The sequence below is a fragment of the Rhodococcus shunpengi genome (assembly GCF_048381395.1).
Lineage (GTDB): Bacteria > Actinomycetota > Actinomycetes > Mycobacteriales > Mycobacteriaceae > Rhodococcus.
Window position 1 is genome coordinate 1 of the sequence record NZ_JBLWIU010000010.1, and the last position, 18,359, is coordinate 18,359.

20 protein-coding genes and 4 pseudogenes are annotated in these 18,359 nt (G+C 65.7%); 5 read left to right on the forward strand and 19 right to left on the reverse strand.

What is annotated here, in order from left to right; translation table 11 throughout:
- Nucleotides 1-34: 34 nt before the first annotated feature.
- Both ACNJ7K_RS04045 and ACNJ7K_RS04050 read right to left on the reverse strand, forming a co-directional pair.
- Nucleotides 35-1,281 (reverse strand): IS3 family transposase gene (locus ACNJ7K_RS04045; RefSeq protein ID WP_487041251.1). Its coding sequence is split into 2 segments (ribosomal slippage): nt 35-951 and nt 951-1,281, totalling 1,248 coding nucleotides; the frame shifts between segments, so codons are not numbered across the junction.
- A gap of 74 nt (nt 1,282-1,355) precedes the next feature.
- Nucleotides 1,356-2,045: a hypothetical protein gene (locus ACNJ7K_RS04050; RefSeq protein WP_487041252.1), complete on the reverse strand. Its 690-nt coding sequence runs from the start codon at nt 2,043-2,045 to the stop codon at nt 1,356-1,358.
- A 552-nt stretch (nt 2,046-2,597) separates the two neighbouring features.
- On the opposite strand from ACNJ7K_RS04050, the gene ACNJ7K_RS04055 reads away from it, so the two are divergent.
- Nucleotides 2,598-2,834, forward strand: coding sequence for a hypothetical protein (locus tag ACNJ7K_RS04055; protein ID WP_487041253.1), 237 nt, complete (start codon nt 2,598-2,600; stop codon nt 2,832-2,834).
- 474 nt (nt 2,835-3,308) lie between these two features.
- Here ACNJ7K_RS04055 and ACNJ7K_RS04060 read toward each other — a convergent pair whose 3' ends face one another.
- The 5 genes from ACNJ7K_RS04060 to ACNJ7K_RS04080 all read right to left on the reverse strand — a co-directional run bounded on the left by ACNJ7K_RS04060 (nt 3,309) and on the right by ACNJ7K_RS04080 (nt 6,538).
- Nucleotides 3,309-3,584 carry a DUF5994 family protein gene (locus ACNJ7K_RS04060; protein WP_487041254.1) on the reverse strand — a complete coding sequence of 92 codons (276 nt, stop codon included), beginning with the start codon at nt 3,582-3,584 and terminating at the stop codon, nt 3,309-3,311.
- 608 nt (nt 3,585-4,192) lie between these two features.
- Complete coding sequence (locus ACNJ7K_RS04065; RefSeq protein WP_487041255.1) at nt 4,193-4,579, reverse strand: DUF5994 family protein; 387 nt, start codon at nt 4,577-4,579, stop codon at nt 4,193-4,195.
- Nucleotides 4,580-4,861: 282 nt separating this feature from the next.
- Nucleotides 4,862-6,076: a fatty acid desaturase family protein gene (locus ACNJ7K_RS04070; RefSeq protein ID WP_487041256.1), complete on the reverse strand. Its 1,215-nt coding sequence runs from the start codon at nt 6,074-6,076 to the stop codon at nt 4,862-4,864.
- Nucleotides 6,077-6,155: 79 nt separating this feature from the next.
- Nucleotides 6,156-6,311: a DUF6131 family protein gene (locus ACNJ7K_RS04075; RefSeq protein WP_248676105.1), complete on the reverse strand. Its 156-nt coding sequence runs from the start codon at nt 6,309-6,311 to the stop codon at nt 6,156-6,158.
- Nucleotides 6,312-6,391: 80 nt separating this feature from the next.
- On the reverse strand, nt 6,392-6,538 hold the full coding sequence (locus ACNJ7K_RS04080; protein WP_487041257.1) for a hypothetical protein: 147 nt from the start codon (nt 6,536-6,538) through the stop codon (nt 6,392-6,394).
- 134 nt (nt 6,539-6,672) lie between these two features.
- Here ACNJ7K_RS04080 and ACNJ7K_RS04085 point away from each other — a divergent pair, with 134 nt between their 5' ends.
- On the forward strand, nt 6,673-7,401 hold the full coding sequence (locus ACNJ7K_RS04085; RefSeq protein ID WP_487041258.1) for a TetR/AcrR family transcriptional regulator C-terminal domain-containing protein: 729 nt from the start codon (nt 6,673-6,675) through the stop codon (nt 7,399-7,401).
- Nucleotides 7,402-7,974: 573 nt separating this feature from the next.
- Here the strand turns inward: ACNJ7K_RS04085 and ACNJ7K_RS04090 are convergent.
- The 5 genes and pseudogenes from ACNJ7K_RS04090 to ACNJ7K_RS04110 all read right to left on the reverse strand — a co-directional run bounded on the left by ACNJ7K_RS04090 (nt 7,975) and on the right by ACNJ7K_RS04110 (nt 9,323).
- Entirely contained in the window at nt 7,975-8,175 is a 201-nt protein-coding gene (locus ACNJ7K_RS04090; RefSeq protein WP_487041264.1) for a hypothetical protein, read from the reverse strand.
- Complete coding sequence (locus ACNJ7K_RS04095; protein ID WP_487041265.1) at nt 8,078-8,386, reverse strand: transposase; 309 nt, start codon at nt 8,384-8,386, stop codon at nt 8,078-8,080. Before ACNJ7K_RS04095 ends, ACNJ7K_RS04090 begins: the two co-directional genes overlap by 98 nt.
- Nucleotides 8,361-8,558: pseudogene (locus ACNJ7K_RS04100) on the reverse strand (transposase); the annotation flags it as partial. The gene ACNJ7K_RS04095 and the pseudogene ACNJ7K_RS04100, both read right to left, overlap by 26 nt.
- A pseudogene (locus ACNJ7K_RS04105) lies at nt 8,543-8,980 on the reverse strand (transposase). The pseudogenes ACNJ7K_RS04105 and ACNJ7K_RS04100, both read right to left, overlap by 16 nt.
- Nucleotides 8,898-9,323 carry a transposase gene (locus tag ACNJ7K_RS04110; RefSeq protein ID WP_487041259.1) on the reverse strand — a complete coding sequence of 142 codons (426 nt, stop codon included), beginning with the start codon at nt 9,321-9,323 and terminating at the stop codon, nt 8,898-8,900. Before ACNJ7K_RS04110 ends, ACNJ7K_RS04105 begins: the two are co-directional and overlap by 83 nt.
- Before the next feature lie 61 nt (nt 9,324-9,384).
- Here ACNJ7K_RS04110 and ACNJ7K_RS04115 point away from each other — a divergent pair, with 61 nt between their 5' ends.
- The 3 genes from ACNJ7K_RS04115 (at nt 9,385) to ACNJ7K_RS04125 (ending at nt 10,724) form a co-directional block, all read left to right on the forward strand.
- Nucleotides 9,385-9,528: a hypothetical protein gene (locus ACNJ7K_RS04115; RefSeq protein ID WP_487041260.1), complete on the forward strand. Its 144-nt coding sequence runs from the start codon at nt 9,385-9,387 to the stop codon at nt 9,526-9,528.
- A gap of 92 nt (nt 9,529-9,620) precedes the next feature.
- Nucleotides 9,621-10,154: a DUF6286 domain-containing protein gene (locus tag ACNJ7K_RS04120; RefSeq protein WP_487041266.1), complete on the forward strand. Its 534-nt coding sequence runs from the start codon at nt 9,621-9,623 to the stop codon at nt 10,152-10,154.
- Nucleotides 10,155-10,724: an alkaline shock response membrane anchor protein AmaP gene (locus ACNJ7K_RS04125; RefSeq protein ID WP_487041261.1), complete on the forward strand. Its 570-nt coding sequence runs from the start codon at nt 10,155-10,157 to the stop codon at nt 10,722-10,724.
- Nucleotides 10,725-10,861: 137 nt separating this feature from the next.
- Here ACNJ7K_RS04125 and ACNJ7K_RS04130 read toward each other — a convergent pair.
- From ACNJ7K_RS04130 to ACNJ7K_RS04160, 7 genes and pseudogenes are all read right to left on the reverse strand, one after another.
- Nucleotides 10,862-11,867 (reverse strand): annotated as a pseudogene (locus tag ACNJ7K_RS04130) (IS3 family transposase); the annotation flags it as partial.
- A 54-nt stretch (nt 11,868-11,921) separates the two neighbouring features.
- Complete coding sequence (locus tag ACNJ7K_RS04135; RefSeq protein ID WP_487041267.1) at nt 11,922-12,047, reverse strand: hypothetical protein; 126 nt, start codon at nt 12,045-12,047, stop codon at nt 11,922-11,924.
- Nucleotides 12,048-12,295: 248 nt separating this feature from the next.
- Nucleotides 12,296-12,760, reverse strand: a pseudogene (locus ACNJ7K_RS04140) (DUF5994 family protein); the annotation flags it as partial.
- A 1,325-nt stretch (nt 12,761-14,085) separates the two neighbouring features.
- Nucleotides 14,086-14,322: a hypothetical protein gene (locus ACNJ7K_RS04145; protein ID WP_487041262.1), complete on the reverse strand. Its 237-nt coding sequence runs from the start codon at nt 14,320-14,322 to the stop codon at nt 14,086-14,088.
- Between the two features lie 620 nt (nt 14,323-14,942).
- Nucleotides 14,943-15,452, reverse strand: coding sequence for a hypothetical protein (locus tag ACNJ7K_RS04150; RefSeq protein WP_487041263.1), 510 nt, complete (start codon nt 15,450-15,452; stop codon nt 14,943-14,945).
- Nucleotides 15,453-15,513: 61 nt separating this feature from the next.
- Nucleotides 15,514-16,934, reverse strand: a protein-coding gene (locus ACNJ7K_RS04155) for an IS3 family transposase (protein ID WP_152641004.1) whose coding sequence is annotated in 2 segments (ribosomal slippage) — nt 15,514-16,571 and nt 16,571-16,934 — 1,422 coding nt in all. Because the reading frame shifts where the segments join, the coding sequence is not laid out codon by codon here.
- Between the two features lie 154 nt (nt 16,935-17,088).
- A protein-coding gene (locus ACNJ7K_RS04160) for an IS3 family transposase (RefSeq protein ID WP_487041251.1) occupies nt 17,089-18,335 on the reverse strand; the annotation gives its coding sequence in 2 pieces (ribosomal slippage) (nt 17,089-18,005 and nt 18,005-18,335; 1,248 coding nt in all).
- Nucleotides 18,336-18,359 lie beyond the last annotated feature (24 nt).

Here is an 18,359-nt window from a genome sequence, read left to right on the forward strand (position 1 = left end):
GTGGCCCCTGGATAGTGGACACTGGGTGTGTACGTCAGGCGGCCCGATCAAGGGTAGACCCATGGTCGACCTCGAAGTCAAGTGGTGATCGGTTCCGCAGTGATGAGTGCCGTCGGCGTGTGTTGTATCGAGTGATCCAGCGGAAAACCTCGGTGCGGCATTGCGCTTCGTCGAGCCAGCGTTTCGCGCCCTGAAGCGTCTCCCGCTTCAACGACGCATTGAAGGACTCGGCCATCGCGTTGTCGGCACTCGACCCGATCCGGCCCATCGATTGCCGCACCCCGTGCCGGCGACATGTCGCCTGGTAGTCCGAGGAGGTGAATTGACGGCCGTGGTCGGAGTGGAAAATCGCTCCTTCCAGCGACCCTCGGGCCGCCGCATTGTCGAGCGCGTTCTCCACGACCTCGGTACGCATGTGATCTGCGATCGACCAGCCGACGAGCCGTCTGGAACACACGTCGATCACGGTCGCCAAGTAGAGGAACTCACCGGCGCCGCTGTGCGGAAGATAGGTAATGTCACCGACGAAAACTCGTCCAGGCTCGTCTGCAGTGAAATCACGGTTGACCAGGTCTTCGAAGACCTGCGCCCCAGGATCTTTGATCGTCGTGCTCTTCGGTTTACGCAGGTGCACACCGACGATGTTGTTCACTCGCATCAACCTGGCCACGCGCTTGTGATTGACCGTGCCCGGCACCGCGTCATCATCGGCCAGTTCGGCGGTCATCCGCCGGTAACCGAGGGTGTGGCCCCATTCCTGGTGGTGGGCACGTATTCGGTCGACAAGCGCCGCATCGGCCTGCTGGCGGGCAAGCCGAGCCGCCTTTCCGGCTCGCCACGTGTAGTAGCTCGACCGGTGGATGCCGAGCACCGTGCACATCCACTTCACCTCATGGGTGTCCCGGTGGTCGTCAACGAACCGGAAGCGGATCACCAGTTCGTCTCTGCCGCGAAATATTTCGTGGCCTTACGCAGGATGTCTCGTTCCTCGCTGAGCTTGTCGTTCTCCGCGACCAGAGCCTGGTTGCGGGCCCGAATCTGCTCGATCTCGGCCTGCATCCGCACACACTGCTCCTCGGGTGTCTCCGAGGCACCCACGCTCTTGTCGGGCGCAGACCGCGCCATCGCGGCCTTCTTACGCGCCAGGTGCACCCACGTCTTCAACGACCCCCGAGCGACTCCCAGATCCGCGGCCAACGACGAGTACGACACTTCCGGGCGACTCTCGTAGAGTCGCACGGCGTCGGCCTTGAACTCGTCAGAGTACTTCTTCTTCGTCATGGTGATGTCCTGCATTCTCCGGCCCAGTATGGGCCAGTGTCAGCGTGTCCACCACCCAGGGGCTACCCCCACCGTTATCGGCGGAGGTCATCACCGTCGACGGGCGTGGCGCCCTCCTCCGGCGGATCGTCACCGTCGGGGCGGGTGTCGGAGAATGCGGACGGTTTGGTGTCGGGTGGTGGAGAGAACTCGGCGGCGTACGGGACCCGTGGTGGGGCGATTTCGTCGAGGCGTTCGTTGATGGCATGGGCGAGCATGTCGTGTTGGAGCGCGGACAAGGGCATCAGGTCACTGAGATAGGCCTCGACCTCGACTCTGCCGACGTCACCGCCGAGGGCGAAATATCGCAGCCACAACTGTTCCATGCTCAACCCGCCAGCCCGTACCGCGGCCAGCAACCGGTGGCGGTCTTCACCGCCGGGAGGATTCTGCACGACTCGCTTCCGGGGTGGAGGTGCCGACGGACGCGACAATCGCGACCGTCCGTCCCGGGGGCGCTGGCGGATGGACAGTTCGAACAGCCCTCGCAACGCCTCCTGGGTGGTGAGCTGCGCACGCACCAGCACCGCATCCTCGGGGGTGGTAGAGATGGCTCGGGCGCGCAGTGCCTGTTCGAGACGGGAGCTAAGCTGTTCGGTCGCAGCCAGAATGGAGTGCACATGCGCCGACAACGAGGCGGCGTGTTCGATGAAGCGATGCACCAGATTGTCCTCGGTGTTGGTGGGTGAGTAAGGGACCGATCGCATCCACCCCGGCGAGTTCATCGGCGATCGGTTCTCGTGACGGCGTCATCACCGACCTCTTTTTCCGGCTGTCGGTCCGACCGTGCTACTTCGAACCTACCCGCCGCCACCCGTTGCGGGGCATCCCGGCCGCCATACCCATCTCTGTCCCGGTAAAAGGTGCCGGATCGACGCGCGCCAGCGCAGACACGGCCCACGCCCGTGCGCCGGTATACGGATGGGGGTGGGTACTCGCTCGACCCGCGGTGCGATCGTGCACGGCAGGGCGCTCGTCGTGCCGGCGGCCGAGCGCTCGGGATCACGGTTCGTCCCTGCCCGGCGACCACACGCGGATCGATCGCGCCCGATCCACCCGGAAGACACGCCGATTTCAGTGGCGGGTGCGCCCGCCATGATATGTGTGACCATGCCGATCGCGGAGACGCGGCCGCAACGATCGAGTACACCGGGAAATTCCGGCGCGGCGCGGAGGTCTCTGGTGCGCGCACCCGAGGGTGCGAGGGGTCATCGATGTGCGTCGCTGCCGTCAGCGGCCTTCGCCTGTGCCGGTAGCGAGGTGTGTCCGGCCCGGTATTGACGGTCGAGGAATCGACGGCGGTGCTCGTCGAGTACGGCCGCGTTCCGCAGGTCTCGGTCGCATTGATTCCGGGCGTGGGACTCGCGATCGGCGGAGCGGTGATGTTCGCACCGGTCCGCGGCACGGGCGACTGCCCCGTCGTGCAGCAGATGAGCGGCCGTGCGATCGCACGTGATCAATACTTGTCGGCAGACCGAATAAACAGCAGAGCCCTGCTCGAGATGATGTGGTAGATGCTGTTCGAGCATCGCCAGTGGGGTGCGCAGAACGCGGTATTGGGTCCGCAGGACGGCCTCGATCATGGAGGGTATGGGCATCATCCGGTGCCTTTCGGGCCATTGGGTAGGTTCTCGGCTCGAGGCGGTGGGTTCGTCGCGCGGTCCGGCCCGCCAGGGGTCTTCGATATTGGGGTGCGATCCGCGGCCGAGAGTCGAGGAGGCCGGATGAACGTTGCACCCCGCGAGGTGTCCGGTAGCACCGCAACACCGCGGGTCTGTCGACAGGCCGAAAATCAATGGTGCTCACATTTATTCGCCATCCGGTGCCACGGTCTTCTGCATGTCCTCGTACGCTCGGTCGGCATCGAGCATGGACTCGATGATCAACAACCGGAGGCAGGTTCCGTCCCGGCCGAAAACGTACATTTGATTGTGTGGCTGATCCGGTGCCGGGCCGACGAAGTCGAGACCGTCCGGAGGATCGATACCTCACTGCGAGATGCTCAGGGCATTCCAGTCGAAGGCGATCCGTTCGGTTCGTCCCAGGCGAGAAGTCAGTGCGGAGACCAGGTTGTGGAGTTCGGCGGTGACATTGTCGCCCCGCGGCCACCAGGCGCCGTCGACGCCTGCGGAGTGCTCATCGGGGTCGCGCAGAAGCAGCCGCACTGTGCGGGTCGGGGCATCGAAGGGCTGTCCACCGTCGACGGCGGCGTGGAAACGCCCCAGGTCACCGTTGGTGAACAGGCGTCGCGGAAGTCCGGTCATGTCATACTCCCGCGTCGGGTCCGGATGGAGGCCGGTGCCAGCATCCGATGTCCGTCTCGGCGGCCGTCCACTGGACCCGGTACTCGCGGCAATTGCCGCGGAGTCGCCGACGTCCGGCGGGAAGACGAGAAAAAGAGCGATCCGAGCGGATCCGGGCGTGGTGCAGCGTCATCGCGACGCTCCTGACTGGGCCGCAGAGCGGCCTGCTCATATCGACGGCGCCGACGAGACCGGGCATAGTCTCGCACTTCAGGCCCCGGCACCTCCAGCCTACCGCTCCCACGGTCACGCAGTCGGCGACTGGCACATCGCGCCCCGGCACACCGGCGAGTGTCACGCGCCCGCCCCACCCCGCCGACCGCCGACACACATACTCAGCCCGGCACCGCGCTGAACCGCCGAGACCGGTCGGGTCGCATCGCGCCATCGCTGCTCGACCCCGGACGACACCGCCGCCACAAGGACCAGCGCGACGGCGGCCTCCACGCTCGGTCCGCTCGACACGCCGTACGATGAACGGCTCGCGCTCGCTCCAGCACCGTCCGCCGGCATTCTCGGCGCTGACAGGGTGTTCGGCACTCAGGTTCGATAGCACCCCACGCCATAGTTCAGTCCGGTACCGCTGCTGCGGAGGAACCCGGTTCGGCAGTCGGGTGAACGGCCTGCAGCACCATCACATTGCCGTTGGCCCCGTATACATATACCGTGTCGGACCGCTCGAACAGGTACGGATCAAGGCGTACAGAGCGCTCGTCCATGAACAGCCGTCCGCCCGCGGGAAGCCACGTAGTCGGGTCGTAGACGACCCGGGATATCGGCCCTGTCCGTAGTTGCAGTGCGGTGATCAGATCGGGAAGTTCGTTGGCGAGGCTACTCGTTCGCGGCCACCAGGTGGCATCGATGTAATCCGTCGGATCCGCATGAAGATGCAATCGTGGGGTCGGGGCAGGTGTGTGCGACGGTACGGACGGTGTGGGCAGTGGCGATGGCGTCATGGGACGCTCCCGTCGTGGCCTTGACAGGCCGGCTTGGTGAATTCGGTGAAGGGCGCAATCGTGCGGGTGGCGCGTGATGCGGTCGGATACAGCTGAGCCTACGCTCGTCTTTGGGCGACCGGCACGTGCCGCGGAGTCGGCGCGGATCGACCCCGCGTGGTCGTACGCGCTGGTCGCGAGCAGTGGCGGCAGTACTACGGTCTTGTTCGTGGGCGTGACGATCGCTGGTGCGTATCGGTCGTCACATGACCTGAACCCACCATGAGAAAGGCTGCGACGACGTCACACACCATGCGGTACCTGACGTTTCGCCTTTCGGGTGCGATGTCGGCGACGTGGTGTTCGTCCGTCTGTCCCGAGGGTTTCATGTATGGCGCGGACCTTCTGCTCGGAGGCCGTCTCGGGGGCGTCATTAGAGGTGGCTCGTAGGAATCGGTCGGGAAGTGCGAGTTTGTGAATGGTTCGCAGCGTCAGCAGGTACTGCCGCGCGAGGGAGCCGGTGGTGTAGGGCAGGTCGTATTTTTCGCACAGCGCTTGTATCTGGGTGGAGATGCGTGCGTACCGGTTGCTGGGTAAATCGGGGAACAGGTGGTGCTCGATCTGGTAGCACAGGTTTCCACTCAGGAACGCCATCACGGGACCGGCCCGAAAGTTGGCTGCACCGAGCATTTGTCGCAGATACCACTCCGCCGGGGTTTCGTTCTCGAGTTCGGCGCGAGTGAATTTCTCGGCGCCGTCGGGGAAGTGCCCGCAGAAGATCACGACATACGCCCACAGGTTCCGCAGCAGGTTCGCGGTCAGGTTCGCCGTCAGTGTGCGACGCCAGCGGCGTCCGCTGAGGGCGGGAAAGAGCAGATAGTCCTTGCTCGTCTGCCGGACCGTCTTCCCGATCAACGCCCGTAGGGGAGCGGACTTTTCGGCGGTGGTGCCGGCACGATCCTGCTCGGCATGCAGATCGTGAAGAGCAATCCCCCATTCGAACGTGGCCGCCAGCAACAGGTTCCGCACCGGCTGCAAGAGATGTTCGGGCCTCCAGGGTTGGTCGCGGGTGACTCGGAGTACGCCGTAGCCGAGGTCGTCGTCCATTCCGACGACGTTGCTGAACACATGGTGCCGATAGTTGTGCGAGTAACGCCACTGCGAGGACGGGCCGGCCATGTCCCATTCCCAGTTGCGGGAGTGGATTTCCGGATCGTTCATCCAGTCCCATTGGCCGTGGGAGATGTTGTGGCCGATCTCCATGTTCTCCACGCTCTTGGCCACACCGAGCGCGGTCGCCCCGAGGAGCTGACCCGCCAGGCTTCTGCTGGAATAGATCGTCAATCGTGCAGCGACGTCGAGAAGTCGTTGGAAGGCGATGGTGCGGCGAATATATGCGGCATCGGCGGCGCCGAGCGATGCGGTGACTGCGCGGCGAATGCCGGCAAGTTCGGCGCTGAGGGCTTCGACGTCGGTGTCGGTGAGATGCGTGTACCGCTTGATGTCGGAGATCGCCATGGCGTCGTGTCCTTCCTATTCCGGGAGTGTCCCCACCCGCCCCGCGGGTGGGGACACGGTCGGGGCGACCTCCGCTGGATCAGTAGTAGTGACGGCGGCCGGCGACCGCGTGGCCCGTCGACCCCAAAATCACCAGCACCACTCCGACGACGACGAGGACGATTCCGAGGTACAGCAGGATCGACAAACCGGTGAGGGCACCGACAACGGCAAGGACGATTCCGAGAATGATCATGACAGCGACCTGATTTCGAATGGTGGTGTTCGATGGGTAATGCCTCGTGGGATGCAGCCGGTGCTGCTCGAGACGGATCGTCAGTGGGCACTGCCGCCGAGGGCGGTGCCCTGATCGGCTCGGTGACCGTCGATCAATGTGTGTCCGGCGCCGCTGGTGCTCAGCACCCCGGTGAGTCCGACGATCACGGCCGCGAACAGGACGACGAGTCCGAAGGTGACGATCATGACGGCCTCCCGAGACCTGTGCTGTGTATCCAAGTCAACGCCCCTTTCGACCCTGTGTCAACGCTGTAGATCCACATCCGAGGCCTACAGTCAGGGTCTACGGTGGACAGCAGAGGCCGAAAAGAGGTGTTCCGATGACCGAATCTCCTGCCGAGAGCCCGCGGCACTCTGTCGGTGAACCAGACGGGGAACGTGGCACGATCAACCGAGAGCAGATCCTGGCCACAGCCCTCGAGCTCATCGACCGCAACGGCATCGATGCATTGTCCATGCGCCGACTCGGCAAAGCCCTCGGCCGCGACCCGATGACCCTCTACCGGCACGCTCCGAACAAGGCCGCACTCCTCGACGGGGTCGCCGAGATCGTCCTCGACCAACTCCGCGTCGATACCGCCGAGGGGGAATGGACCACTCAGCTGCGGCATGTCGCCCGCGACTTCCGCCGGTTGGCGCTCGAGCATCCCCATGTGGTCCCCTTGCTGGTCACCCGACCGCTGGCGACCCCTCTCGGGCTGCGACCCCGAGGGACATTACGCCCGCTCGAGGACATCCTCACGCTGCTCACCCGGGCCGGCTTCACTGCCGCCGATGCCCTGCGCGTCTACCGCGCTCTGTTCGGCTTTCTCTATGGTCACGTCCTCACCGAACTTCAGGAACTCGTCGAACGACCCGAGGAGCACGACGACCTGCTGCGATTGGGATTGCATCGACTACCGATCGGCGACTTCCCGCTCCTGCGGGGTCTGGCGTCCGTGCTGGCGTCCTATGACGGTGCCGCAGAACTCGAACGCGGACTCGACATTCTGCTCACCGGCCTCTCCGCCACACTGCCGAATCCCGACAGTTCAGACCCCGTAGCGTGAAACCCACGGAGGCAGCAGGTTATTCGGCGAGTGAGGTCGGCCCGGCATCCGTCGATCGCCTCGCTCTCGCGCGTACCCCCGGATACAGCAGTGACCCTCCGACATGCCTGCTCCACGCGGGCACCAGGATGTACGGCCGGAAATGTCAGGACCAAGAAATAGATCCACGGCTCGACAAGAGCTGGACCTGCCGGCTCCGGGCCTCGCATACGGGCAGGATGCGTCGACCGCTCACCTCGACCGGGACCGCACCTGTTCGTCCTCCCAGGGGCCACTGCCGACGGTCTCCCCACGAACTTCGCGCTTCCCGCATCGGAGCGACCACCGTGGTTCGGCGGGGGTGCACAGCACGGTCGCCGACACCGACGACCTACGCATTCAGTGCCTCACAATACGAGAGTGTGCCCTTGGCATCCCGCGACATCGTCTCGCCTTGGGGTCGGGATTCGGAGGCACCCAGGCTGCGGTCGGGGCCCTTTCCTGCGGCCGGTTGCTTTATGCAGATTTCGGCGCCTCAACTGGGGTTCGCCGGGGGCCTGTCGGTTAAACGGTGGTGGGGCCCGGCGGTTCTCATTAGCGGATGGTTCTTTCGAGCCGTCCGGCGAAGGTGATCGCGAACGCGTTCAACGCGGGCTTCCACCTGATAACCCAGCGTGCGCGGCCCCCGCCCGTGGGGTCAAGGGACCGCGTCACCAAGTACAGGCACTCGAGCGCCGATGCCTCGTTGGGAAAGTGCTCTCGGGCGCGGACTGCCCACCGATAGCGGGCATTGATCGACTCGATCGCGAACGCCCGTGCAAATCACCCGCCGGATCTCGACGTCGTACTCGAGGAATGGAACGAACTCCGCCCAGGCGTTCTCCCACAACTGCACGATCGCCGGATACCGCTCGCCCCACTCGGCGGCGAACTCGGGTGAATCGACCCTTTGCGGCCTGCTCACTCGGAGCCGTGTAGACCGGCTCGAGGGACTTGACGATCGCATCGCGATGCTGCCGGCCCGCGTACCGGAAGCTGTTGCGGATCAGGTGCACGATGCACTGTTGGACGACCGTGTGCTCCCAGGTGGTGTTGATCGCCTCGGGAAGTCCTCTCAGCCCGTCACACACGGCGATGAATACGTCCTCGACGCCGCGGTTCTTCAACTCGCTGAACACCTGCAACCAGAACCGGGCGCCTTCAGCACCGCCGCCGGCCCAGATGCCTGAGGTCCCTCCCGCTTGCGGGGGCGAATGTCGCGTTCCCCGCTGACGGTCACGCCCATCACGACGTAGAACGGGGTGTTGCGCACCTGTCCGTCACGGACCTTCACCACGATCGCGTCGACAAAGATGACCGGGTAGATCGGATCCAATGGCCGGGAGGACCACTCGGCGAGTTCGGCGGTCACCTTCTCGGTGGGGGTACCTCCCTGCACGTAGTGCTCGGGGGAATCCTGCTGATGGTGTCCTTTTCAGACCTTCGCCCCGTACACCTCGTCGAAGTGCGCGGCGATCTCACCGGTGGTCAACCCGCGGGCAGTCAACGAGAGCACGATCTGATCGATCCCACCTGGCCGGCGTTTGCGTTTCGGGACGATGACCGGTTCGAACGAGCCGTCCCGGTCCCGAGGAACTTCGATCTCGACCGGCCCGATCTGGCGTCAGTACGGTCTTGGTCCGGGTCCCGTTACGCATGTTCTCCGCGATCGGTGTTCCGCCGTGTTCGTGACCGAGGTGCTCGGTCAGTTCTGCTTCCAGAGCGGTCTCGAGCACGCTCTTCGTGAGCTGGCTCAGCAGACCTCCCGGCCCGACCAGGCTCACGCCCTGTTCCTTCGCCTGCGCGAGCAGACGCTCCGCGAGCTCCTTCTGATCGATGATCTCCCCGGTCACGGGATCAACGATCGCCTCGCCCAGCACTTCTGTCGTGTCAGTCACGGTCATTTCCTTTCGGGTCGGACCGGACCCTCACCCACCGTTTTCCGGACAGTCCCGGTCCCGGCAGTTGCCCGGGGTCGCCCGCGCGGTCCAGCAGAACGTCGCCGAGGACTTGACGGTCTATGCCGGTCTGCACGTCGACGGCGTGGATGTGGCCATCACGCAGATCCTCGATCTCGCCGACGATGTCTCCCTTCGGGATACGCGATGAGTACCGACTCTTACCCTGCGCCTCGGCCCATCCCGGCACCACCCACCGGTACGGAACCCCGGACGCACTCCGCACAAACCTCCGGCGCGGTGATGCCCGCCGCCGGCCGCACCCCGGTCGCCACCCCTGCCGCCGGATTCCTCGGCGTCGTCCTGGCGGTGATCCTGATCGCCCTAGGAATCGTCGCGCTACACGACGCCGTCATCGCCGCCGGCTGGCTCAACGGGCCACTGTGGATCGATGCCGCTATCGACTGGATCGACGGCCTGAGCTTTTCCTCCTGGATGATCCCAGCCGGAATCGCCGCCCTCCTCGTCGGACTCTGGATGGTGATGTGCGCGCTCAAACCACGCCGCAAAACCGCGATCGAGGTAGCTGCTCGATCCGCAGTATGGATCGACCCGGTCGACCTGGCTCGTGCCGCCTCACACGTAGCCGAACGCGTCCCCGGGGTTCTGTCCGCCCACGCGGTGGCCACACGCCGGAAAATGATTATCACCGCCGAGGTCACCGAAGCGAGCAACACCTCGATCCGAACCGCCATCGAAACCGCCGTTCGCGACGTGCTCGCTGTCCTCGCCCAAACCCCGAAAATAACCGTGCGTACCCGAACCGGAGGCCGGTAGATGACCCGCTCGGCTACGTTCGTCGACCGGCTCGCCGCCCTGGTCGTCGGTCTCCTCCTGATCGCGCTCGGTATCGGCGCGCTGATCTGGAACACCACCGTCCTGCCGCGCATCCCCGCCCACGTCACCGCGCCCGCCCTGGTCACCGCCACCGGTACCCCATGGTGGCCCTGGGCGGTGGCCGTAGCCGGGGTGCTCTGCCTGGCCCTCGGCGTCCGCTGGCTGCTGGCGCACACCCCTCGGGCGAAAGCGAAGCCCCTGCAGATGAGCGAACCAGGCGGTCTCGGCAACATCAGCGTGGACCTGGGCGCCCTCGCCGCCGCTGCCGCCCGCAGCCTCGCCGGGCGCGACGACGTGCACTCGGCCAAGGGCAAGGCTGTTATCGACCGGGGCACCCGCACCCTCGAACTGACCGTCACCGCTGCCACCATCGAGGACCTCCCCGCCCTGATCGAGGCGGTCGACCGCGTCTGCGCTCACCTCGCCCACGCCACCCAGAACACCTCGGTAGCCACCCGAACCAGCGTGCACCTCAGCACAAACTCGGGCCCGAGCCACCACGTCCACTGACGACCGCCGGCCTCGCGATCGATATCGACGGTGAGACCGCGTTGGTGATCACGGGTGGGGCCTTAACCCAAATACCGTTCAGTTAGCGACCGAGAATGGCACACATCGGTGACTGGGTGGGTTGTGGATGATGTTGGTGTTCCAACCGCGCCACGCGATCTGGTGACACCCAACTCGCGACACACGTCGGCGAACTCCGCCGAGGCGTACTGAGCCCCGTTGTCGGAGTGGAACACCGCCCCGCCGAGGCCGGCGCCACCGCGCACAGAAGCGGCGGCCCGCAGTGCGTCGGTGACCAACCCGGTACGTATATGGTGACCGATCGACCACCCCGCCAGCCTTTTCGAATGCAGATCCGACACCGTTGCCAGATAAAGGAATTGCCCGTCTCCTATGGGCAGGTAAGTGATGTCGCCGACGTACCGGGTGTTCGGTGCGCTCGCGGTGAAGCCCGCCGGATCAGATCCGGCACCGAAGTCGCGGACGGTTCGGGGACGGTGGTGCGGACAGTCTTGCGCAGATACACCCCGACGATCCCCTGCTCACGCATCACCCGTTCGACCCGCTTGCGATTGACGTCGAGCCCGGCGTCGCGCAGCTCGGCGGTCACCCGCGGGGACCCGTAGGTGCCGTCGGAGTCGTCGTGGATCTCGCGGATCCGCACGGTCAGCTCCTCGTCGGCGCGGGCGCGTTCGGCTCGGGCCGACGCTGCGGCGAGCCACCGGTAGAACCCGGAGCGGGAGACCTCGAGGATCTGGCACAGCCACTTCACCGGAGCGGTGTCGCGGTGCTCGTCAACGAACTGGGAGCGGCTGACCAGTTCGTCTCGCCCGCGAAATACTTCGCGGCCTTGCGCAGGATCTCCCGTTCGGTCTCGAGCTTCCGAATCTGGGCCTTGAGCTGCCTGTTCTCCTCTTCCAGCACGGACTCGGACGATACCTCGCCAGCAGGCGCCGACTTCCGGGCTCGGTCGGCGGTCCCGGACACACCACTGCGTTTGCGTTCGGCGCGCACCCAGTTGCGCAGCGTCTCCCGGCCGACACCCAGATCTTGGCCGATGCCGTCGAAGGTGTGGCTCGGGTCGGACAGGTACAGCGCGACGGCATCGGCCTTGAACTCCGCTGAGTATGCCTTCATCGCCATCTGTGACATCACTTCCTCTGGATCCTCACGATCCAGTGTTCAGGATGTCCACACTCAAGGGGGAACCCCCAGGCTCTGTCCACGATCGTGCGGCAGGTGCTGTTCGAGTACCGCCAGCGGGGCGCGCAGGAGACGGTAGTCGGTCCGCAGCACCGCCTCGATGATGGGCGGTATGGGCATGATCCGGTGCCTTCGTTGCACTGGCCGAGTCCTCGCTTCGGGGGGTCGGCGTCATCCGGGGAGGCGAGCGCTCGGGGGCGTTGCTGCTCGGGTGCCGTTGGTTCGTCGGCCCGGGCCGGGCGACCGGATGCACGGTGCACACCTCCGGCGGCCTCGAGCACAGAAGTGCCGCCAGGGACCTGTCGAGGTGCGAATATCGATGGTGCGCACACCTGTTCGGGGCCGGGTGTCACGCTGGCCTGCATGTCCTCGTACGCTCGGTCGGCGTCGAGCATGGGCTCGATGATCAGCAACCGCAGGCAGCTTCCGCCCCGGCCGAAGACGTGCATCCGGTGGTGTGGTTGATCCGGAGCCGGTCCGGCGAGGTCGATTCCGTCCGGGGGATCGATCCCTCGTTGCGCGATGCTCAGGGCATTCCAGTCGAAGGTGATCCGTTCGGCCCGTCCCAAACGGGAGGTCAGTGCGCAGACCAGGTCGTGGAGTTCGGCGGTGAGATTGCCGCCCCGCGGCCACCAGGCGCCGTCGACGCCGGGGGAATGCTCGTCGGGGTCGCGCAGAAGTAACCGCACCGTGCGGGTCGGGGCGTCGAAGGGCTGTCCCCCGTCGGCGGCGGCCCGGAAACGCCGCAGGTCACCGTTGGTGAACAGAGGTCGCGTCGGCTTGGTCATGGTCCACCTGCCGCGTCGGGTCCGGAGCGCGGCAGGTACCGGCATCCGGCGTCCGGTTCGGATGCCGGATGCCGGAGCCGATAGCGCCGACAGTCGCCACGCAGTCGCCGTGGCCCGGCGGGATAACGAGAGAAGGAACGATCGGAACGGACTCGGGCATGGTGCAGCGTCATCGTGACGCTCCTGACTGGGCCACAGGGCGGCCTGCTCATATCGACGGTGCCGACGAGACCGGCATGGTCTCGCACTTCGGGCCCCGGCACCTCGACCCTACTCTCACCGCGGTGAGGCGGTCGGTGATCAGCGGGCCGCGACCTTCGGCGCGCCCGAGCAAGACCCGCGCCGACCGGAACGAAGCCGGCGGTGCTCGCTGTTCACGGGCGGTGCGGGGATGAGCGGCGAGGTGTACGTGCGCCCGGCCGGGCGGTAGTGCTTCGGTGCGGCCGATCGTGGCCGCGCACCAGCGAACACGGCAACTCGTCGTCGCAGCGCACACCGCATCCCGGCACCGGGCACCGGTGATCGGGCAGGTGGAGCAGGCAGAAGTAATTGCCGCATCCCGCCTGGTCGTGCTGCTTGCACCCGAGGGGATTGTCTCTGCACAGATACCCCCGTCCCCGGTCGATCGGCCGGTGGCACCGGGGCTCGTCGCATTCGGCCGCGACTCCGTATCCGGCTTCCCGGCCGTCGGGAAGGATGTAGTACACGAAACCCATGGTTTCTCCTCACGTGTGAAACCGTCGGGTCCGTCGCGATGCCCGCGGATCGGGCGCCGATACCGAACAGCACCGCCTCCGGTCACCGGGAAGAGACGAGCGAACCTTCTGCCGGGCGATCCTGGCAGCGCGCGTCGTCACGCTTGGACCAGCCCGATGCACCGGGGTGTCGAAGACGGCATCGCCAGCTGCTGGGTTGAACTGGCGATGCCTCCCGAGCTGAGCTATCCGGATAGACCGGCCTGGGTAGGTCCGTGTACCCCCGGCAGCGGATCGTAAACATAGCTGCGTGTTCCACAAATCGCGGAGTGCGAGCGGGGTGAACGGGGCGGCCGGAACGGCTGCGCGGCCCCCTGCAGGGCGCATCCGATCCGGCCTCGTCCAGCCTCTCATCATTGCGCGACCGGCGATAGGGGCGTGTTCACATCGACGAAGAACCCCGCCGGACGGGCGCAAGCCGCGTCGGCGGGGTCTCGACCACCGCGCAGGGGGTGCCGGTGGTGCCGATCAGCCTACCCGGCCACGCGCGAACGGAAAAGAACAGAACCGTAACCCACCGGCAGGCGCGATGAACCGTTACCCGAGCAAAGGCACCTCGGCGCAGGACACGACCGCCGCCGATGCAGGCGAGGTCGGGCGGCACTACCAAGCAGGTCAGCAGGGAGCCCGGCGGGTCCTCGTCGGCAGATCCGGCCAGGGACGAACCTGCGCCCAGTCCTCCGGGCAGACCTCGTCGATGCAGGCGTCGGGGCCGTAATGATCGCGGGCGATCTCGAGGGCCCGGGTCTGCACTTCGAGGGTGCTCATTCCGTCGGCCAACACCAACAGCAGTTGCGCCGAGCACAACGGACGGCTGATCGAAGCGCTCACTCGACAGGTCCAGTCGCTCACCCCAGTCTCCTGTCCGGGGGACCGCCCGCGCCCCTCGAATCGGCACCCGCATCGAGGGTGACGACACGCTGACACCCGGACAACGATCCGGGCACACGCACACGAGGACCCGAATAGATTGTGTGACAATGGAACTGCATCAGACCTCCGGATTCGGAGTGTTCAGGGCGCTCTACGGCGCACGGCCACTGCGCGGAACCGGATCGGCGCCGGCAGCTGCGGACACCTCGGTTGATGGATCAGGAGCGACGAGGCCGGAACCATCGGGGTCTGGCTGATCCTTCGGTACGCCGCCACGTTTTTCCGGATGGTGCCCTCGATGTCGAGGCTAGGCTCTTCCCGCGAAACACACCAGGTCCGATGTGTCCTCACCACAGGCCCCGACCGTGCCCGTCAGGAATGCGTGATCCTCGATGAGTCGGCCCGTCCCGGCAGGAGAAGCCGGGGCCGGCCTGCTGGAACGGATTGCCACGTCCCGCCACCGCAAAGCCCGAGACCCTGCGCCGCTACGTCAGACCATCCCCGCAGGCGATGCGCGAGCTGACCTCGATCCTGGGCCCAGGAGCCGGACGCCGACGCTGACCGGCAGCTGCGCCATATCCGTTTGTTTTCGGCGGTTACTACCGGAACCTCCCCTTGACGGGTGTGCTGTTCGACGCCCTCGAGCAGGACACCCGGAGCACGCCGCAGAGGGCTGTCACCTGCGGTGATGCGTGGCCTCCGGTGGTCACCGTGCTGCATGCCGGTCCGGTGCGCCTACCCACAACCGGACCGGGGGTATCGTCGTTGCGGGGCCAGGGGGTGAGCACGGCGCGGGCGGTCGCGGCCACGGCGGGGTGCCGGCCGGTGGGCCGGCCGCCGCGGGTGGAACCGGCGAGGATGTCGAACACCTCGAGGGTGGGATTGCCGACCGCAGCGAGAGTCAGAGAACTCCTGCCCTGGCTGCGCCAGCCCAGTGCCTGCAACAGGGCGGCGATCTCGGTGTGCCAGTGCTCGGCAGGCGCCCCGCCGGCGATCACCGCGGTAGTGATCCAGCCGGCCTGCTGGTCGAAGTCGGTCCTGCCCACCGGCAGCCGGGAGATCAGGTGGCGCCACAACGCCAACGGCCGGTCACGGTATCGGCGGGCCACGGCCGTCGGGGCCAGATGTCGGGCGTGCGGAATGTGTCAAGGGGTTTGAGTCCAGTGGGTGTCAGGCGGCTATCGTGGCGTCCTCCACGGTGGCCTCGGGATCATCGCCTGGCCGGTTGATGTAGACGGTGTCGGGCAGGTCGAGGATCTTCGGCGCTGCCGTGGTGCCGAAGCGATGCGGATGCCGGGCACGAGCAGTATCGAGTACCTCTCGGCGTTCGGCCGCCTTGCCGGCGGCCAGACCGAAGTGGACATCGGCGGGTGTGTGCAACCCGATTCCGGTGTGGCGATGTTCGTGGTTGTACCATTCGGTGAACTCGATCATGAACCCCCTTGCCTGACTAAGGGATCCGAAACGTTCAGGAAACCCGGGCCCGTACTTGAGGGTCTTGAACACCGATTCGGAGTACGGATTGTCGTTCGACACCCGCGGCCGCGAATGCGAACGGGTGACCTCGAGATCAGCCAGCAACGTGGCGACGGACTTGCTGGTCATCGACGTGCCACGGTCGGCGTGCACGACCTGCGGAATGCCGTGTACGTCGAAGATCTGCTCCATCAACTCCCGCGCCAGCAGACCCGATTCGTGCGCGTGAACATGGACTCCGACGATGTACCGCGAGTAGATGTCGATCATCACGTACGCATCGAAGTAGCGGCCCTTCTCCGGCCCGGCGAGTTTGGTGATGTCCCACGAGTACACCTGCCGCGGCGCGGTGGCGACCAGCTCCGGGCAGGTCCTCGCCGGATGCCGCGCAAGTCGGCGACGCTCGCTGACCTGCGCGTTCTCACGCAGCACGCGATACATCGTGGACACCGAACACAGGTAGATACCCTCGTCGAGCAGTTGCGCATAGATCTCGAGCGGTGCCCGATCGACAAACCGATCGCTGTTGAGCACCTCGAGGATGCGACGGCGTTCGAGGGCGGTGAGCTTGTTCGCCGGCGGGGTCGGCGGCGCCGACACCACCGGCGGTGTCGGTGCGGTCGCTGCGGTGCGCCGCCGGACTGCGGTCGAACGCACCACACCGGTCAACGCACTCGCGGTTCTCGTCGACACCCCGGCCGCGGTCAAGTCGCACCACACGGCGGTCAGCGCTTGTTCGGCTTGCCGTCGACATCCGCTCTCTCGGAGAGAGATTCCAAGAGAGCGTGAGCTTTTCCCATGATGTCCAGGGCGGCCTCGGTGGTGGTCAGTCTCTTGTTCGCGCGGGCGAGCTCTTGCTTGAGGCGGGCGATCTCGGCCTGCTCGGCGGTGAGTTTGCCGATTTTTGTGCCGGGTTGTTTGCCGTCGAGCACACCGGCGTCACGTTGTTTGCGCCACTCGCTGATCAGCGACGAGTAGAGGCCTTCACGGCGTAGGTACGCGCCGCCTTCATTCGTCGCGCAGGCCTGCTCGTACGCGACCAGGTGGGCGAGCTTGTCGGCGGGGCTGAACACGCGTCGGCGGGGTCCGTCGGCTCGGGGGTGAGTGGAGGCCATGCGGTCATTGTCCTCGACCGCCGTAGGGGTGGGCATCGTCATCGTTGGGTTGATCCGTATCTCGCCCTGCAGGCGGAGTTGCTGTGAACCGCTGGCCTCAACTCAGCCTGACACGCAGGGGTGGCCCCTGGATAGTGGACACTGGGTGTGTACGTCAGGCGGCCCGATCAAGGGTAGACCCATGGTCGACCTCGAAGTCAAGTGGTGATCGGTTCCGCAGTGATGAGTGCCGTCGGCGTGTGTTGTATCGAGTGATCCAGCGGAAAACCTCGGTGCGGCATTGCGCTTCGTCGAGCCAGCGTTTCGCGCCCTGAAGCGTCTCCCGCTTCAACGACGCATTGAAGGACTCGGCCATCGCGTTGTCGGCACTCGACCCGATCCGGCCCATCGATTGCCGCACCCCGTGCCGGCGACATGTCGCCTGGTAGTCCGAGGAGGTGAATTGACGGCCGTGGTCGGAGTGGAAAATCGCTCCTTCCAGCGACCCTCGGGCCGCCGCATTGTCGAGCGCGTTCTCCACGACCTCGGTACGCATGTGATCTGCGATCGACCAGCCGACGAGCCGTCTGGAACACACGTCGATCACGGTCGCCAAGTAGAGGAACTCACCGGCGCCGCTGTGCGGAAGATAGGTAATGTCACCGACGAAAACTCGTCCAGGCTCGTCTGCAGTGAAATCACGGTTGACCAGGTCTTCGAAGACCTGCGCCCCAGGATCTTTGATCGTCGTGCTCTTCGGTTTACGCAGGTGCACACCGACGATGTTGTTCACTCGCATCAACCTGGCCACGCGCTTGTGATTGACCGTGCCCGGCACCGCGTCATCATCGGCCAGTTCGGCGGTCATCCGCCGGTAACCGAGGGTGTGGCCCCATTCCTGGTGGTGGGCACGTATTCGGTCGACAAGCGCCGCATCGGCCTGCTGGCGGGCAAGCCGAGCCGCCTTTCCGGCTCGCCACGTGTAGTAGCTCGACCGGTGGATGCCGAGCACCGTGCACATCCACTTCACCTCATGGGTGTCCCGGTGGTCGTCAACGAACCGGAAGCGGATCACCAGTTCGTCTCTGCCGCGAAATATTTCGTGGCCTTACGCAGGATGTCTCGTTCCTCGCTGAGCTTGTCGTTCTCCGCGACCAGAGCCTGGTTGCGGGCCCGAATCTGCTCGATCTCGGCCTGCATCCGCACACACTGCTCCTCGGGTGTCTCCGAGGCACCCACGCTCTTGTCGGGCGCAGACCGCGCCATCGCGGCCTTCTTACGCGCCAGGTGCACCCACGTCTTCAACGACCCCCGAGCGACTCCCAGATCCGCGGCCAACGACGAGTACGACACTTCCGGGCGACTCTCGTAGAGTCGCACGGCGTCGGCCTTGAACTCGTCAGAGTACTTCTTCTTCGTCATGGTGATGTCCTGCATTCTCCGGCC

Coding starts and splice junctions, on each gene's coding strand:
- ACNJ7K_RS04050 (WP_487041252.1), bottom strand. CDS start 2,045: ATGAACTCGCCGGGGTGGATGCGATCGGTCCCTTACTCACCCACCAAC.
- ACNJ7K_RS04060 (WP_487041254.1), bottom strand. CDS start 3,584: ATGACCGGACTTCCGCGACGCCTGTTCACCAACGGTGACCTGGGGCGT.
- ACNJ7K_RS04065 (WP_487041255.1), bottom strand. CDS start 4,579: ATGACGCCATCGCCACTGCCCACACCGTCCGTACCGTCGCACACACCT.
- ACNJ7K_RS04070 (WP_487041256.1), bottom strand. CDS start 6,076: ATGGCGATCTCCGACATCAAGCGGTACACGCATCTCACCGACACCGAC.
- ACNJ7K_RS04075 (WP_248676105.1), bottom strand. CDS start 6,311: ATGATCATTCTCGGAATCGTCCTTGCCGTTGTCGGTGCCCTCACCGGT.
- ACNJ7K_RS04080 (WP_487041257.1), bottom strand. CDS start 6,538: ATGATCGTCACCTTCGGACTCGTCGTCCTGTTCGCGGCCGTGATCGTC.
- ACNJ7K_RS04085 (WP_487041258.1), top strand. CDS start 6,673: ATGACCGAATCTCCTGCCGAGAGCCCGCGGCACTCTGTCGGTGAACCA.
- ACNJ7K_RS04095 (WP_487041265.1), bottom strand. CDS start 8,386: ATGCGATCGTCAAGTCCCTCGAGCCGGTCTACACGGCTCCGAGTGAGC.
- ACNJ7K_RS04110 (WP_487041259.1), bottom strand. CDS start 9,323: ATGACCGTGACTGACACGACAGAAGTGCTGGGCGAGGCGATCGTTGAT.
- ACNJ7K_RS04120 (WP_487041266.1), top strand. CDS start 9,621: ATGCCCGCCGCCGGCCGCACCCCGGTCGCCACCCCTGCCGCCGGATTC.
- ACNJ7K_RS04125 (WP_487041261.1), top strand. CDS start 10,155: ATGACCCGCTCGGCTACGTTCGTCGACCGGCTCGCCGCCCTGGTCGTC.
- ACNJ7K_RS04135 (WP_487041267.1), bottom strand. CDS start 12,047: ATGCCCATACCGCCCATCATCGAGGCGGTGCTGCGGACCGACTACCGT.